General features: G+C 63.1%; 12 protein-coding genes. 8 read left to right on the top strand and 4 right to left on the bottom strand.

Annotated elements, in window-relative coordinates:
* Nucleotides 1–53 precede the first annotated feature (53 nt).
* The 3 genes from yiiM to sodA all read right to left on the bottom strand — a co-directional run bounded on the left by yiiM (nt 54) and on the right by sodA (nt 3,498).
* Nucleotides 54–725, bottom strand: a complete 672-nt coding sequence (yiiM, locus tag N6G83_RS30130; protein ID WP_025304787.1) for a 6-hydroxyaminopurine reductase — start codon at nt 723–725, stop codon at nt 54–56.
* 98 nt (nt 726–823) lie between these two features.
* Complete coding sequence (locus N6G83_RS30125; protein WP_025304788.1) at nt 824–2,752, bottom strand: methyl-accepting chemotaxis protein; 1,929 nt, start codon at nt 2,750–2,752, stop codon at nt 824–826.
* Between the two features lie 125 nt (nt 2,753–2,877).
* Nucleotides 2,878–3,498: a superoxide dismutase [Mn] gene (sodA, locus tag N6G83_RS30120; protein WP_004934003.1), complete on the bottom strand. Its 621-nt coding sequence runs from the start codon at nt 3,496–3,498 to the stop codon at nt 2,878–2,880.
* A gap of 417 nt (nt 3,499–3,915) precedes the next feature.
* Here sodA and fdnG point away from each other — a divergent pair, with 417 nt between their 5' ends.
* The 8 genes from fdnG to selB all read left to right on the top strand — a co-directional run bounded on the left by fdnG (nt 3,916) and on the right by selB (nt 14,164).
* Complete coding sequence (gene fdnG / locus N6G83_RS30115; RefSeq protein ID WP_144334737.1) at nt 3,916–6,963, top strand: formate dehydrogenase-N subunit alpha; 3,048 nt, start codon at nt 3,916–3,918, stop codon at nt 6,961–6,963.
* Between the two features lie 12 nt (nt 6,964–6,975).
* Entirely contained in the window at nt 6,976–7,878 is a 903-nt protein-coding gene (gene fdxH / locus N6G83_RS30110; RefSeq protein ID WP_033649532.1) for a formate dehydrogenase subunit beta, read from the top strand.
* The gene (fdoI, locus tag N6G83_RS30105; RefSeq protein WP_004934017.1) at nt 7,875–8,510 is read left to right on the top strand and encodes a formate dehydrogenase cytochrome b556 subunit; all 636 of its coding nucleotides are present in this window, start codon (nt 7,875–7,877) and stop codon (nt 8,508–8,510) included. The genes fdxH and fdoI overlap by 4 nt, the downstream gene beginning before the upstream one ends.
* Nucleotides 8,510–9,439, top strand: coding sequence for a formate dehydrogenase accessory protein FdhE (gene fdhE / locus N6G83_RS30100; RefSeq protein WP_043140774.1), 930 nt, complete (start codon nt 8,510–8,512; stop codon nt 9,437–9,439). Before fdoI ends, fdhE begins: the two co-directional genes overlap by 1 nt.
* Before the next feature lie 114 nt (nt 9,440–9,553).
* Nucleotides 9,554–10,201, top strand: coding sequence for a DcrB-related protein (locus tag N6G83_RS30095; RefSeq protein ID WP_025304791.1), 648 nt, complete (start codon nt 9,554–9,556; stop codon nt 10,199–10,201).
* 40 nt (nt 10,202–10,241) lie between these two features.
* Nucleotides 10,242–10,847, top strand: coding sequence for a glutathione S-transferase (locus N6G83_RS30090; protein WP_025304792.1), 606 nt, complete (start codon nt 10,242–10,244; stop codon nt 10,845–10,847).
* 69 nt (nt 10,848–10,916) lie between these two features.
* Entirely contained in the window at nt 10,917–12,311 is a 1,395-nt protein-coding gene (selA, locus tag N6G83_RS30085) for an L-seryl-tRNA(Sec) selenium transferase (RefSeq protein WP_238968827.1), read from the top strand.
* Entirely contained in the window at nt 12,308–14,164 is a 1,857-nt protein-coding gene (gene selB, locus N6G83_RS30080) for a selenocysteine-specific translation elongation factor (protein WP_260516007.1), read from the top strand. Before selA ends, selB begins: the two co-directional genes overlap by 4 nt.
* On the opposite strand, the gene N6G83_RS30075 is transcribed toward selB, so the two are convergent.
* Nucleotides 14,154–15,065 carry a LysR family transcriptional regulator gene (locus N6G83_RS30075; RefSeq protein WP_049209019.1) on the bottom strand — a complete coding sequence of 304 codons (912 nt, stop codon included), beginning with the start codon at nt 15,063–15,065 and terminating at the stop codon, nt 14,154–14,156. The two genes, selB and N6G83_RS30075, sit on opposite strands and share 11 nt — an antisense overlap.
* Nucleotides 15,066–15,172: the final 107 nt, after the last annotated feature.

Genomic DNA, 15,172 nt, shown 5'->3' with positions numbered 1-15,172 from the left:
AGAGGGTTAACGCGGCATTCGGCGCACGTTTTTCATCTTTTCCGCCAGCGATTTCAACGGCCGAGCAGGCGACGGTTGAAGTCCTCGAGGCGCCCTTCGGCAAGCCGCGTGAGCATGGTCTTGCTCCAGCTGGCGGAGAGGCCGGCCACCGCCAACAGGCGGCGATATTGTTCCGCGTCGAACGGCATGTGCCAGGCGATGGCGATGGCTTCGGCCACCGACACGTCGCTGTTGCGCGCCGCCAGCTCCAGCGGACGATCGCCGCTGACCGCACCCGGCGAGACCACCCGATACAGCCAGCCGCAGCGGCCGCTTTGCTGCATCAGCACCGAAATATCCTCGATGGCGAAGTGGTAGTTGAGCTTGAAGCACGGCGAGCGCGGCTGGGTGACCTGGATCAGCGCTTCGCCCCAGCGGAAGATGTCGCCCATAAACACATTGTGTTCGGTCAGTCCTTCGGTGGAGATATTCTCGCCGAAGGCCGGGGCGCAAAACTGCTCGGCCTGCGCCGGAAACTGTTCGCGCCAGTGGGCATAATGCTCGCGCGGGTAGTGGCACAGCGCGCGATCCGGCCCGCCGTGGTAGCTTTTCTCGGCTTGCTCGTCGCCTTCCAGGCCGAGCGGCGTGAGCCGGATGGCGCCATCCACCTGGCGTTTGGCGATGGCGCTGGGGCGCCCGCCTTCATAGGGTTGAATATTGCCGATGTAAACGTCTGGGTGATGCATGTGCGCCTCCGTGTCTCGCGTCGAGGGCTCAGCATAGCCTGAGTTGTGTCAGGGGGACATAACAACCCGCCCGAAAATCCTCGGGCGGGGGCGTGGCGTCAGAAGGTGGTCCAGTTCTCCTCCGCTGCGGCGTTGGCGGCCGCGGTTTTTACGGCAGGCGCTTTCGGCGCGGCGGTTTTCACGGCGGTGGGTTCGGTCTGCTCCGCCAAACGGAACACCGAAACGCTCTGCAGCAGCATGTCGGCCTGTTCTTCCAGCGAATCGGCGGCGGCGGCGGACTCTTCCACCAGCGCGGCGTTCTGCTGGGTGGTGTGATCCATCTCGACGATCGCCTGGCCAATCTGGGCGATGCCGCGCGTCTGCTCATCGGAGGCGGCGGCGATTTCAGCCATGATGTCGCGCACGTGGGTGACCGAGCGGACGATCTGTTCCATGGTGTTGCCGGTGCTTTCCACCAGTTCGGTGCCGGTTTTCACCCGGCTGACCGACTCGGCGATCAGCCCTTCGATCTCCTTGGCCGCTTGGGCGCTGCGGCTCGCTAGGCTGCGCACTTCGCTGGCGACCACCGAGAAGCCGCGTCCCTGTTCGCCGGCGCGCGCCGCTTCCACCGCGGCGTTGAGCGCCAGGATGTTGGTCTGGAAGGCAATACCGTTGATCAGGGTGGTAATTTCAGCGATACGCTGCGAACTGCTGGAGATATCGCGCATGGTGCTGACCACGTTCTCCACCAGCTTGCCGCCCTGTTGCGCGGTCTGCGAAGCGTCGGTGGCCAGCTGATTGGCGTGATGGGCATTGTCGGCGTTTTGTTTCACCGTGGCGGTCAGCTGTTCCATGCTGGCCGCGGTTTCTTCGACCGCCGCCGCCTGCTGTTCGGTGCGGGAGGAGAGATCGGTGTTGCCGGCGGCGATTTCCGCGGAGGCGGTGGAGACCTGGCTGACCCCCATCTGGATCTTCTCAATCATGGTGCGCAGATTTTGGCTCATCGCCGCCACCGCGTTCAGCAGTTGTCCCAGCTCGTCGCGGCGGGTGCTGGTCTGCGCCTGGCGCAGATCGCCGCTGGCGATGCGTTCCGCCATCGCCAGCGTGCTGTGCAGCGGACGGGTGATCTGCAGCGTGATACGCCAGGCGATAAGTATCCCGGCGATGATGGCGATCAGGGTGGTGATGCCCATCTGCAGCTGCGCCAGGTTGATGTTGCTGCGCGTCTGCGCCAGTTCGTCCTGCATAAAGGCGTTCACCAGCGTGCCGATCTCATGCGCGCGTTCACCGAGCTGCCGGCTGATCTGCTGTTCGTGCTCATAGGCCGGCAGGTAGGCCGCGATGCGGTTTTTGTAATCGTCCAGGGCGGCCAGCAGCGGTTGCAGCTGCGGGCGCTGCGCGTCGCTGACCCGGCGGCTCAGGGCGTTGGCCGCGTCGCGTGCGTCGTCGATGGCCGCCATCAGCGGCGCTTCGGTTTCTTTGTTCAGGCTCAGCAACAGACCGCGCGCGCCGTAGCGCACCTGGGTCAGCTTCTGGTTCAGTTGAATGAAGGCCAACTGCAGATCGCCGTTGGTGAGCTGGCGCTCCACCTGGCTCAGGCTGGCCTGCACTTCCGACATGTTCCAGCTCTGGCGCACCGCGTCTTTCGCCGAGACCGCCTGCTCAAAGATTTTTTGCTGTTGCTGATATTCCCCAATCAGCGTCACCAGACGCTGCAGATCCTTGCGGCTTTGGGCGTCCCAGTCCAACGCCTGGCCCTGGTCTATCAGTTTGACGGCGTTATCGATATTGGCGCGATTGTTCTGCAGATACTCCGGCTGGTAGGTCTGGCCGTACATGGCGCGGTTGTATTTGGCCTGGTTGATTTCCTCGTTCAGCCGGTTGCTGAAGTCGATGCGATCGGCGCGGGATTCGATGATGTGCAGGTATTGCGCCCCGGTGCCGGCGATGACGACCGCCAACAGCAACAACAGCGCGAAGCCGAGGCCGAGCTTTTTACCTACGGTGAGATGAGTGAACTTTCCTGCTAATGCTTGCAATGCCGCCATAGCGTTTTTCCTTCTCCGGGCGAACGTCAATTGAACAAACCATCGGCAAGAAGTGGTCAAACTTTAGCGGATTTCAGGCAAAAAAATACCCGCCGGCGGCGGGCATCTTCATCAACGGGGGCGAATTACTTCTTCGCGGCGAAGCGTGCGGCGGCTTCATCCCAGTTGACCACGTTCCAGAACGCCTTGATGTAGTCAGGGCGTTTGTTCTGGTATTTCAGGTAGTAAGCGTGTTCCCACACGTCCAGGCCGATGATTGGGAAACCGGAAGCGCCGGCGACGGCTTCGCCCATCAGCGGGCTGTCCTGGTTAGCGGTAGACACCACGGCCAGCTTGCCGTCTTTCAGTACCAGCCAGGCCCAACCGGAACCGAAGCGGGTGGCTGCGGCTTTCTCGAACTCTTCCTGGAATTTCTCAACGCTGCCGAAATCGCGCTCGATGGCCGCTTTCAGATCGCCGCCCAGCGTGGTGCCGGTTTTCAGGTTTTTCCAGAAGAAGCTGTGGTTGGCGTGGCCGCCGGCGTTGTTGCGCATGAAGGTGCGTTTGTCGGCAGGCACTTTATCCAGATCCTGGATCAGCTCTTCAACGCTGTATTTGGCCAGCTCAGGGTAGGCTTCCAGCACGGTGTTGGCGTTGTTGACGTAGGTCTGGTGGTGTTTGGTGTGATGGATTTCCATCGTCTGCTTGTCGAAATGCGGTTCCAGTGCGTCGTAAGCGTACGGCAGGGATGGCAGTGAATAACTCATAATCATCATCTCCAGTGGTGTATGGGCGGCGCAAAGGGCGAGCACCGCGTAAGCAGTCGGATCATTATAGTTAATTAAATGATATTGAAAATGATTATCAATGCCCTGTGAAGTGTGTGGTTAATGAACAAATCGATGCGCTAACATACTGATAGAAGAGGGCGGCGGGTGGCCGCATCAAGCCATCGCCCCGGCACGTGGGTTACTCTCTATACTGTAGGGAGCGCCAAGGTCGAAATGTATCGAAATGTGCCAATGCGTTCACTGAATGAGCACGAGTGTGTAACAACCACAAGCACGCTGTGGTAATATGGCCGGCGTTCGTAGCAAGCATAACAACAGTGACATTCGCGTTTGCCGCGCTAGCGGGGCAGGCGCATTTGAACAATGTGACAATCGAGAGTAAAGGAGACCCCCATGCAGGTCAGCAGAAGGCAGTTCTTTAAGATCTGCGCTGGCGGTATGGCAGGAACGACGGTGGCCGCGCTGGGCTTTGCCCCCGAAGTGGCGTTGGCGGAAACCCGGCAGTACAAACTGCTGCGCGCCCGTGAGACCCGTAATACCTGTACGTATTGTTCCGTCGGCTGTGGGCTGTTGATGTACAGCCTTGGTGATGGCGCCAAAAACGCCAAAGAAAGCATTTTCCATATCGAAGGGGATCCGGATCACCCGGTAAACCGCGGCGCGCTTTGCCCGAAAGGCGCCGGCCTGGTTGACTTCATCCACAGCGAAAGCCGCCTCAAGTACCCGGAATATCGGGCGCCGGGGTCGGACAAATGGCAGCGCATCAGCTGGGACGACGCCTTTACCCGCATCGCCAAGCTGGTGAAAGAAGACCGTGACGCCAACTTCATCAAAACCAACGACCAGGGCGTTACCGTCAACCGTTGGCTGACCACCGGCATGCTGTGCGCCTCGGCCGCCAGCAACGAAACCGGTTTTCTGTCGCAAAAATTTAGTCGCGCTCTCGGCATGCTTGCCGTAGACAACCAGGCGCGTGTCTGACACGGACCAACGGTAGCAAGTCTTGCTCCAACATTTGGTCGCGGTGCGATGACCAACCACTGGGTTGATATCAAGAACGCGAATTTGATTATCGTCATGGGCGGTAATGCGGCGGAAGCGCATCCGGTGGGGTTCCGCTGGGCGATGGAAGCCAAAATACACAACAATGCCAAGCTGATCGTGATCGATCCGCGCTTTACCCGAACCGCATCGGTGGCGGACTTCTACACGCCGATCCGCTCCGGGACCGACATCGCTTTCCTGTCGGGCGTGTTGCTGTATCTGATGACCAACAACAAGTTTAACCGCGAGTACGTCGAGGCCTACACCAACGCCAGCCTGCTGGTGCGGGAAGACTTTGCCTTCGAAGACGGCTTGTTCAGCGGCTACGACGCGGAAAACCGCAAGTACGACAAAACCACCTGGAACTACCAGTTCGACGAGAACGGCTTCGCCAAGCGCGACGTCACGCTGCAGGATCCGCGCTGCGTGTGGAACCTGCTGAAGCAGCACGTGAGCCGCTACACGCCTGACGTGGTGACCAACATCTGCGGCACGCCGAAGGACGATTTCCTCAAGGTGTGCGAATACATCGCCGAAACCTGCGTCGCGGATAAAACCGCTTCGTTCCTGTACGCCCTGGGCTGGACTCAGCACTCGGTCGGCGCGCAGAACATCCGTACCATGGCGATGATCCAGCTGCTGCTCGGCAACATGGGCATGGCGGGCGGCGGCGTCAACGCGCTGCGCGGCCACTCCAACATCCAGGGTCTGACCGATCTCGGCCTGCTGTCGCAGAGCCTGCCGGGCTACATGACGCTGCCGTCGGAGAAACAGACCGATCTCGACACCTACCTGAAGGCCAACACGCCGAAGGCGCTGCTGCCGGGCCAGGTGAACTACTGGGGCAACTACCCGAAATTCTTCGTCAGCATGATGAAGACCTTCTACGGCGACAAGGCGCAGAAGGACAACAGCTGGGGCTTTGACTGGTTGCCGAAGTGGGACAAAGGCTACGACGTGCTGCAGTACTTCGAGATGATGGCGCAGGGCAAGGTCAACGGCTACTTCTGCCAGGGCTTTAACCCGGTGGCGTCGTTCCCGAACAAAAACAAGGTAGTGGCTTCGCTGTCCAAGCTGAAGTTCCTGGTGACCATCGATCCGTTGAACACCGAGACCTCCAACTTCTGGCAGAACCACGGCGAGTTCAACGAGGTGGATCCTTCGCAGATCCAGACCGAAGTGTTCCGCCTGCCGTCCACCTGCTTCGCCGAAGAGAACGGTTCGATCGTCAACTCCGGCCGCTGGCTGCAGTGGCACTGGAAAGGCGCAGACGCCCCGGGCGAAGCGCTGAACGACGGCGAGATCCTGGCGGGCATCTTCAGCCGCCTGCGCGAGATGTATGCGCGCGACGGCGGTGCGGTGCCTGAACAGGTGCTGAACATGACCTGGGACTACCTGACGCCGGACAACCCGGCGCCGGAAGAGGTGGCGCAGGAGAACAACGGCAAGGCGCTGGCGGATCTGCTGGATGCCGACGGCAAAGTGCTGGTGAAAAAAGGCGAGCTGCTCAGCTCGTTTGCGCAGCTGCGCGACGACGGCACCACCGCCAGCGGTTGCTGGATCTTCGCCGGCAGCTGGACGCCGGCCGGCAACCAGATGGCGCGGCGCGACAACGCCGATCCGTCCGGCCTCGGCAATACGCTGGGCTGGGCCTGGGCATGGCCGCTCAACCGCCGCATTCTTTACAACCGCGCCTCGGCGGATCCGCAGGGGAAACCGTGGGATCCAAAACGCCAACTGCTGGAGTGGGACGGCGCCAAGTGGGTCGGGGCCGATATCCCGGACTACAGCACCGCCGCGCCGGGCAGCGACGTCGGGCCGTTCATCATGCAGCCGGAAGGCATGGGCCGCCTGTTCGCCACCGACAAGATGGCGGAAGGACCGTTCCCTGAACACTACGAGCCGTTCGAAACGCCGCTCGGCACCAACCCGCTGCACCCGAACGTGGTGTCCAACCCGGCGGCGCGCGTGTTCAAGGACGATCTGGCGGCGATGGGCAAATCCGACAAGTTCCCGTACGTCGGCACCACCTATCGTCTGACCGAGCACTTCCACTACTGGACCAAGCACGCGCGGCTGAACGCCATCGCGCAGCCGGAGCAGTTCGTGGAGATCGGCGAAAAGCTGGCGGAGAAGAAGGGCATCAAGCAGGGCGATACCGTGAAGGTCAGCTCCAACCGCGGCTACATCAAGGCCAAGGCGGTGGTGACCAAGCGTATTCGCACGCTGCAGGTGCACGGCCAGGAAGTCGACACCATCGGCATCCCGATCCACTGGGGTTACGAAGGGGTGGCGAAGAAAGGCTTTATCGCCAACACGCTGACGCCGTTCGTCGGCGACGCCAATACGCAAACGCCGGAGTTCAAGGCGTTCCTGGTCAACGTGGAAAAGGTGTAACGGAGACGAATCATGGCCATGCAATCTCAAGACATCATTCGTAAATCCGCCACCAATGGTTTCACGCCGGCGCCGCGCGCCCGTGACCACCAGGAAGAAGTGGCCAAACTGATCGATGTCACCACCTGTATCGGCTGCAAGGCCTGTCAGGTGGCCTGTTCCGAATGGAATGACATCCGCGACGAGGTGGGGCACAACGTCGGGGTGTACGATAACCCCGCCGATCTGACCGCCAAATCGTGGACGGTGATGCGCTTCTCCGAGGTGGAGGAAAACGGCAAGCTGGAATGGCTGATCCGCAAGGATGGCTGCATGCACTGCGCCGATCCGGGCTGCCTGAAGGCCTGCCCGTCGGAAGGCGCGATCATTCAGTACGCCAACGGCATCGTCGACTTCCAGTCCGAGCACTGCATCGGCTGCGGCTACTGCATCGCCGGCTGCCCGTTCGACGTGCCGCGCATGAACAAGGACGACAACCGGGTGTACAAGTGCACCCTGTGCGTCGACCGCGTGGACGTCGGCCAGGAACCGGCCTGCGTGAAAACCTGCCCGACCGGCGCCATTCACTTCGGTACCAAGGAAGCGATGAAGCAGGTGGCGGCGGATCGCGTCAGCGAGCTGAACACCCGCGGCTACCAGAACGCCGGTCTGTACGATCCGGCAGGGGTGGGCGGCACGCACGTGATGTACGTGTTGCACCACGCCGACAAACCGCAGCTGTACCACGGTTTGCCGGACAACCCGAGCATCAGCCCGGCGGTGACCTTCTGGAAGGGCGTGTGGAAACCCCTGGCGGCCATCGGTTTTGCCGCCACCTTCGCGGCCAGCGTGTTCCACTATGTCGGCGTCGGGCCTAACCGCGTCGACGATGAGGATGAGCACGACGAGTCGCATGACGAGGAGACGCGCAAATGAGAAAGGAAAAGCCCATTCAGCGTTACAGCGCACCGGAGCGCATCAACCACTGGATCGTGGCGTTTTGCTTCGTGTTCGCCGCCATCAGCGGGCTGGGGTTCTTCTTCCCCTCCTTCAACTGGCTGATGAACATCTTCGGGACGCCGCAGCTGGCGCGCATTCTGCACCCGTTTGTCGGGGTGATCATGTTTGCCGCGTTCCTGCTGATGTTCCTGCGCTACTGGAAGCATAACCTGATCAACCGGGAAGATATCGTCTGGGCCAAGAACATCCACAAAATCGCCATGAACGAGGAAGTGGGTGACACCGGGCGCTATAATTTCGGCCAGAAGTGCGTGTTCTGGGCGGCGATTATCAGCCTGGTGCTGCTGCTGGCCAGTGGCGTGGTGATCTGGCGGCCGTATTTCGCGCCGTCGTTCTCCATCCCGCTGATCCGCATCGCGCTGCTGGTGCATTCGCTGGCCGCGGTCGGCCTTATCATCGTGATTATGGTGCACATTTACGCCGCATTGTGGGTAAAAGGCACCATTACCGCGATGGTGGAAGGCTGGGTGCCGGCGGCCTGGGCCAAGAAACATCATCCGCGCTGGTACCGTGAGGTCCGCGAGAAACGACAGGAAGATAAACCCTGATGAGTATCCGCATCGTTCCTAAAGAGCAGTTAGGGGCACAGCGTGAGAAGTCCACAACGGCGGAGAACATCCCGCCGTTACTTTTCGCCAACTTGAAAAGCCTGTACAGCCGCCGCGCCGACCGTCTGCGTCAGCTGGCGGTCGACAACCCGCTGGGCGACTACCTTAACTTCGCCGCCGAACTGGCGCAGGCGCAGCAGCATGCGCTGCACGATAACCCGCTGGCGCTCGATCTGAGCGAAGCGTTGGCGCAGGGCGCCGCCAGCGGCAAACCGCCGCTCGATCTGAGCGTGTTCCCGCGCAGTGAGCACTGGCGCAAGCTGCTGACGTCGCTGATCGCCGAGCTGCGCCCGCAGGCGCCGGAGCACATTCTGACGGTGCTGGACAACCTGGAGAAAGCCTCGGCGCACGAGCTGGAGCTGATGGCCGACGCTTTGCTCAACCGCGAGTTCGGCAAGGTGGGCAGCGAGAAGGCGCCGTTCCTCTGGGCCGCGCTGTCGCTCTATTGGGCGCAGATGGCCAGCCTGATCCCCGGCAAGGCGCGCGCCGAATACGGCGAGCAGCGCCAGTTCTGCCCGGTGTGCGGCAGCATTCCGGTCTCCAGCATGGTGCATATCGGCACCGTCAACGGCCTGCGCTACCTGCACTGCAACCTGTGCGAAAGCGAATGGCACGTGGTGCGGGTGAAGTGCAGCAACTGTGAGCAGACCCGCGATCTCAACTACTGGTCGCTGGACAGCGAACAGGCGGCGGTGAAGGCGGAAAGCTGCGGCGACTGCGGCACTTACCTGAAGATCCTCTATCAGGAAAAAGACCCGCAGGTTGAAGCGGTGGCCGACGATCTGGCTTCGCTGGTGCTGGACGCCCGCATGGAAGAGGAAGGCTTCGGCCGCAGCAGCATCAATCCGTTCCTGTTCCCGGCGGAGTAACCGCCCGGCCCCGTTCGCGCGGGGCCGGACCCGCAATTTAAGAACGGGCTTCTGGCATTCGCCCGGGCGAGTTGCTACGTTTAGGCCATGACGCGCCAAGCGAAAGGAACCACGATGTTAAATACCCTGGCAAAACTGACCGCGGTCGCTGTGCTGGCGATCGGACTGGCGGCCTGCGACAACAAGGATGACACCAAACCGGCGGTGCCGCCACCGGATACCAAACCGACCGTGACGCAGCCCGCGCCACCGCCGCCTGCGCCGGTAGAAACCCCGCCCGCGCCGCCGGGGCTGAACGTGTCGCTGCAGAAGGGCAAAATCACCTTCGAGTTGCCGCCAGGCTTTAGCGATCAAACGCTGAACAGCGGCATCGTCAATGACAGTACCTCCACCATCCAGCGCTTCCTCGATGGCAAGTCGCGCCAGAGCGCGGTTTCGTCCGAAGTGATCCCGCCGGACGGAATGAAGATCAACACCAGCGACAAAATGCTGAAAGAGCTGACGCAGAGCGCCATCACGGTGCTGGCCGAGCGCTATCAGAATATCCAGACCACCAAAGAAGAGAATTTCACCGTCGGCAAACAAAAGTTTCGCCGGGTGGATACCGAGCAGACCGTCAACGGGCAAAAGGTGGTTTCCACCCTGGTGTTGACGGTGTTCAACAAGCGAGTAGTGACGCTGCAAATGCTGTCGCCGGCCAAAACGCCGGAAGTGCATCAGGCGCTGGTGCAGCGGATTATCGATACTCTGGCGGTGAAGTAAGGGCATTGCGCCGCGGCCAGGACGAAGCGGAGGAGACCGGATGAAGCTTATCGGCAGTTACACCAGCCCCTTTGTGCGCAAGATTTCCGTGATGCTGCTGGAGAAGGGGATCGCGTTTGAATTCGTCAACGATCCGCCGTATGAGCCCGGCAGCCGGGTGAAGGAGCTGAACCCGCTCGGCAAAGTACCGGTGCTGATCGCTGATGATGGCGAGGTGTTTTACGACTCGCCGATCGTGGCCGAATACCTCGAACTGCTGACGGTGGAGCCGGCGTTTTTGCCGGCCGATCGCGCCACCGCGCTGCGCGTCCGCCGGGTGGCGGCACTGGCGGACGGCGTGACTGAAGCGGCGGCGACGCTGTTCCGCGAAAGCCGGCGCGCGCCGGAAAAGCAGGACGAAAACTGGATGCTGCGCCAGCGTGACAAGCTGACGCAGGGCCTGGACGCATTGGAGGCGCTGGCGCAGGAAAAAACGTGGCTCAATGCCGAGCGGCTGACGCTGGCGGATATCGCCACCGGCTGCGCGTTGGGCTACCTCAATTTCCGCCACATTCTGCCCAACTGGTGCGTCCAACGTCCGGCGCTGGTCAAGCTGGCCGAACGCCTGTTCGCCCGCGAAAGTTTCGCCCGCACGGCACCGCCCTGAACGTTCTTTTCTCCCCGCCGCGGCGGGGTTTTGCTATGCCGATACGTCTAAATTGAAAACCGAGCGACCATGAGCACTGAATCCCACCTTCTTTACAGTCAACTGCCCGCCATCGACCGTCTGCTGCGTGAACCCGCGATTGAACCGCTGGTGGCTCAGCATGGCCAGACGCTGATCGGCGAACTGTTGCGCCGGCTGCAGGCCCAGGCGCGTGACGCTATCAAGCAACAGCAACGTTTACCGGCCTGGTGCGGCGACTGGCCGCAGGCGCTGCGGGCGGAGCTGGCCCGGCAGCAACGCCCGGCGTTATTGCCGGTGTTCAACCTCAGCGGCACCGTGCTGCACACCAACCTCGGGCGCGCCCTGCTGGCGCAGCCGGTGAAGGACGCGGTCAGCGCGGTGATGGGAGAGGCGGTGACGCTGGAGTACGATCTGGACGGCGCCGGGCGCGGTCATCGCGATCGGGCTGTGGCGAGTCTGTTGTGCCGGCTGACGGGCGCGGAAGACGCCTGCATCGTCAATAACAACGCGGCGGCGGTATTGCTGATGTTGGCGGCGATCGCCCCCGGCAAAGAGGTAGTGGTGTCGCGCGGCGAGCTGGTGGAAATCGGCGGCGCGTTTCGCATTCCCGACGTGATGCGTCAGGCCGGCTGCCAATTGGTGGAAGTCGGCACCACCAACCGCACCCATCTGAAAGATTACCGCCAGGCCATCAGCGAGCAGACTGGCCTGTTGATGAAAGTGCACACCAGCAACTACAGCATTCAGGGCTTTACCGCGGCGGTCGACGAGGCTGAACTGGCGCAGCTCGGGGCCGAACAGGGCGTGCCGACCGCCACCGATCTGGGCAGCGGCTCACTGATCGATATGGCGCAGTACGGCCTGCCCGCCGAACCGATGCCGCAGCGGCTGCTGGCCGCCGGCGTCGATCTGGTGACGTTCTCCGGCGATAAGCTGCTGGGTGGCCCGCAGGCCGGCATCATCGTCGGCAAGAAGGCGCTGATCGCGCGCCTGCAGCAGCACCCGCTCAAGCGCGCGCTGCGCGTCGGCAAGCTGACGCTGGCGGCCCTGGAGGCCACGCTGCGGCTCTATCTGCAGCCGGAAAAACTGGCTGAGCAGCTGCCGACGCTGCGGCTGCTGACCCGCCCGCAGCAGGAGATGCAACAGGCGGCCGAGCGGCTGCTGACGGCGCTGACGCCACGGTTTACCGCCGATTTCGATCTGCGCGCCGAACCGTGCTGGTCGCAGATTGGCAGCGGTTCGCTGCCGGTGGATCGCCTGCCCAGCTATGCGCTGACCTTCACGCCGCGCGACGGCCGCGGCGCCACGCTGGAAGCGTTGGCTGAGCGCTGGCGCCGCCTGCCGCAGCCGGTGATCGGCCGCCTCGGCGACGGCCGGCTGTGGCTGGATCTGCGCTGTCTGGAACATGAAGGGGCGCTGATCGACGCGTTGAGCGCATCATGATCATCGCCACCGCCGGCCATGTCGATCATGGCAAAACCACCCTGCTGCAGGCGATCTCGGGGATCAATGCGGATCGCCTGCCGGAAGAGAAGCGCCGCGGCATGACCATCGATCTGGGCTACGCCTACTGGCCGCAGCCGGATGGCCGGGTGTTGGGCTTTATCGACGTGCCCGGCCACGAGAAATTCCTCGCCAATATGCTGGCGGGCGTCGGCGGCATCGACCATGCGTTGCTGGTGGTGGCCTGCGATGACGGCGTGATGGCGCAGACCCGCGAGCATTTGGCGATCCTGCGCCTGAGCGGGCGCCCGGCGTTGACGGTGGCGCTGACCAAGGCCGACCGGGTGGAGGCGGCGCGTGTTGACGAGGTACGCCGCCAAGTGCGTGATGAGCTGGCGCGCCAGGGCTGGCCCGATGCGCCGCTGTTTGTCACCGCGGCGGCGGCGGGAGAGGGCATCGAGGCGCTGCGCGCGCATTTGCTGGCGCTGTCGCCCGGCGAGCACGCGCTGACGCGCCGTTTTCGCCTGGCGGTAGACCGTGCGTTCAGCGTCAAAGGGGCGGGGCTGGTGGTGACCGGCACCGCGCTCGGCGGCCGGGTGAAGGTGGGGGATACGCTGTGGCTGACCGGCGCCGACGCGCCGGTGCGGGTGCGCGGCCTGCATGCCCAGAATCAAACCGTGGAACAGGCGCAGGCCGGGCAACGCATCGCGCTTAACATCAGCGGCGATGTCGATAAAGATCGGATCGCGCGCGGCGATTGGCTGCTGGCGCAGCGCCCGCCGGAGGCGGCGGAACGCATTCTGGTGGCGCTTGAGACGGATCGGCCGATCCGCCATTGGCAGCCGCTGCATCTGCACCATGCCGCCAGCCACATCACCGGGCGCATTTCGCTGCTGAACGACGGACTGGCGGAACTGATCCTCGATCGCCCGCTGTGGCTGGCGGAAAACGATCGGCTGGTGCTGCGCGATATCGGCGCGCGGCAAACGCTGGGCGCGGCCCGGGTGCTCAGGCTGAATGCGCCCAAGCGCGGCAAGCGTCAGCCGGACTATCTGGCATGGCTGCAGGCCTTGGCGCAGGCGCAAGACGACGTGCGGGCGCTGGCGCTTGAGTTGCCGCAGGGCGCGCTGTCTCTGGCGGCGTTCGCCTGGGCGCGTCAGTTGACCGACGACGGCCTGGCGGCACTGCTGGCGAACCGCGATCTGCTGATCGTCGGTGACCGGGCTCTGGCGCAGGATCAGGTGCAGCAGGCGGAAAGCCGCCTGCTGCAGGTGCTGGCGGAGTATCACCAACAGCACGCCGATCAGCTGGGCTTAGGACGCGCCCGCCTGCGGCGTATGGCGCTGCCTCAGCAGCCGGAAGAGCTGGTGTTTATGATGATCGATCGGCTGCTGAAGGCCGGCGCGCTGCGCAATACGCGCGGCTGGCTGCACTTGCCGGAACACGGCCTGGCGTTCAGCGCCGACGAGGCGCCGCTGTGGGCGCGCATCGAACCGCTGTTCGGCGACGAGCCGTGGTGGGTGCGCGATCTGGCGAGCGAACTGGGCGAGGAAGAGAGCCGGGTACGGGCGCTGCTGCGCAAGGCGGCTCAACTGGGCCATGTGACGGCGGTGGTGGTGGATCGCTACTACCTCAGCCGGCGCATCGATCAGTTCGCGGCGCTGATCCGCGAGCTGGATGCGGAGCGCGGGGGCGCCAACGCCGCCGATTTCCGCGATCGGCTCGGCGTCGGGCGCAAGCTGGCGATCCAGGTGCTGGAGTTCTTCGATCGCAGCGGCTTTACCCGCCGCAAGGGCAACGAGCATCTGCTGCGCGACGGCGGGCTGTTCGGTAGCGAGTCCCCTACCCGATAAACCTGACGGCGGCCCGGCTGACGTCGGGCGTTTGGGCGGTGAGAAACGCCTGTAAACGTTCGATCAGCGGCCGTTTTGCCGATTCTTCCGGCCAAACCAGATAGTAACCGTCGCCGGTACGCACGGCGGCGTCACAAGGCAGCGCCAATAACCCCTCCTCCATCGTCCGCAGGCTCAGCGCCAGATCGCCGATCGAGACGCCGTGCCCGGCGATGGCCGCCGCGTTGCCCTGTTCCAGTGAATCAAATACCTGGCCGCGTGTGAGATCGATCGGGGCTGCGATGCCGCTTTTTTGCAGCCAGCGTCGCCAGTCGCGCCGATCGGGCGAAGGATGGATCAGCGGGCAGGTGGCGAGATCGCGCTGCGCGTCGGCGAGCAGCGCGGGGGCGCAAATTGGGATCAGCCATTCGTCGAACAGCTTGGCGGCGGCGGTATTGGCGCCGAAATGGCCGTTGCCGAGCAGGATGGCGCAGTCGTAGGGTTCGCTGAAAAAATCCACGCTGTCGATGTCCATCCACACGCTGGCTGCCTGCACCTCGAACGCCTGCGCCGTTTGCCGGAATCGGCTCAGGCAGTCCAGCAGCCAGCGTAGGGTCAGGGTGGAGGGCGCCTTCATCCGCAGCAGATCGCGGTGGCTTCTGAACAGCTCGCAGGCTTGTTCGATGCGGCCAAACCCTTGCTGCAGCTCGGCGGCGAAGATTTTTCCCTGCGGGGTGACCTCGATGCGTGGGCCGTTGCGCTGGAACAGCCGACAGCCGAAGTGCTGCTCCAGCGTTTTGATGTGCTTGCTGACGGCGCTGGGGGTGAGATGCAGCTCGTCGGCGGCCAGCGTGAACGAGCCGGTGCGGGCGGCGCTCTCGAAGGCGCGCAGAGCGTAAAGCGGCGGAAGGGAACTGGCCATCGCGGCGTCTCTAAGAATGAGTCTGGCTCACAGTAAACGACAGGATTACTCCTTTTTCAAGGCGGGGGCTACGGCATCATAATGATCCGACGCCAACCGCCTGAATG

The sequence above is a fragment of the Serratia sp. PL7 genome (assembly GCF_945957435.1).
Note: the sequence above shows the minus strand (reverse complement) of the source record. Positions and strands in the feature narration are given on the sequence as shown.

Excerpts from the sequence above, each read along its gene's own strand:
- selA (WP_238968827.1), top strand. The coding sequence starts at position 10,917 with ATGAGCACTGAATCCCACCTTCTTTACAGTCAACTGCCCGCCATCGAC.
- selB (WP_260516007.1), top strand. The coding sequence starts at position 12,308 with ATGATCATCGCCACCGCCGGCCATGTCGATCATGGCAAAACCACCCTG.
- N6G83_RS30090 (WP_025304792.1), top strand. The coding sequence starts at position 10,242 with ATGAAGCTTATCGGCAGTTACACCAGCCCCTTTGTGCGCAAGATTTCC.
- yiiM (WP_025304787.1), bottom strand. The coding sequence starts at position 725 with ATGCATCACCCAGACGTTTACATCGGCAATATTCAACCCTATGAAGGC.
- fdoI (WP_004934017.1), top strand. The coding sequence starts at position 7,875 with ATGAGAAAGGAAAAGCCCATTCAGCGTTACAGCGCACCGGAGCGCATC.
- N6G83_RS30075 (WP_049209019.1), bottom strand. The coding sequence starts at position 15,065 with ATGGCCAGTTCCCTTCCGCCGCTTTACGCTCTGCGCGCCTTCGAGAGC.
- fdxH (WP_033649532.1), top strand. The coding sequence starts at position 6,976 with ATGGCCATGCAATCTCAAGACATCATTCGTAAATCCGCCACCAATGGT.
- fdhE (WP_043140774.1), top strand. The coding sequence starts at position 8,510 with ATGAGTATCCGCATCGTTCCTAAAGAGCAGTTAGGGGCACAGCGTGAG.
- N6G83_RS30095 (WP_025304791.1), top strand. The coding sequence starts at position 9,554 with ATGTTAAATACCCTGGCAAAACTGACCGCGGTCGCTGTGCTGGCGATC.
- sodA (WP_004934003.1), bottom strand. The coding sequence starts at position 3,498 with ATGAGTTATTCACTGCCATCCCTGCCGTACGCTTACGACGCACTGGAA.
- N6G83_RS30125 (WP_025304788.1), bottom strand. The coding sequence starts at position 2,752 with ATGGCGGCATTGCAAGCATTAGCAGGAAAGTTCACTCATCTCACCGTA.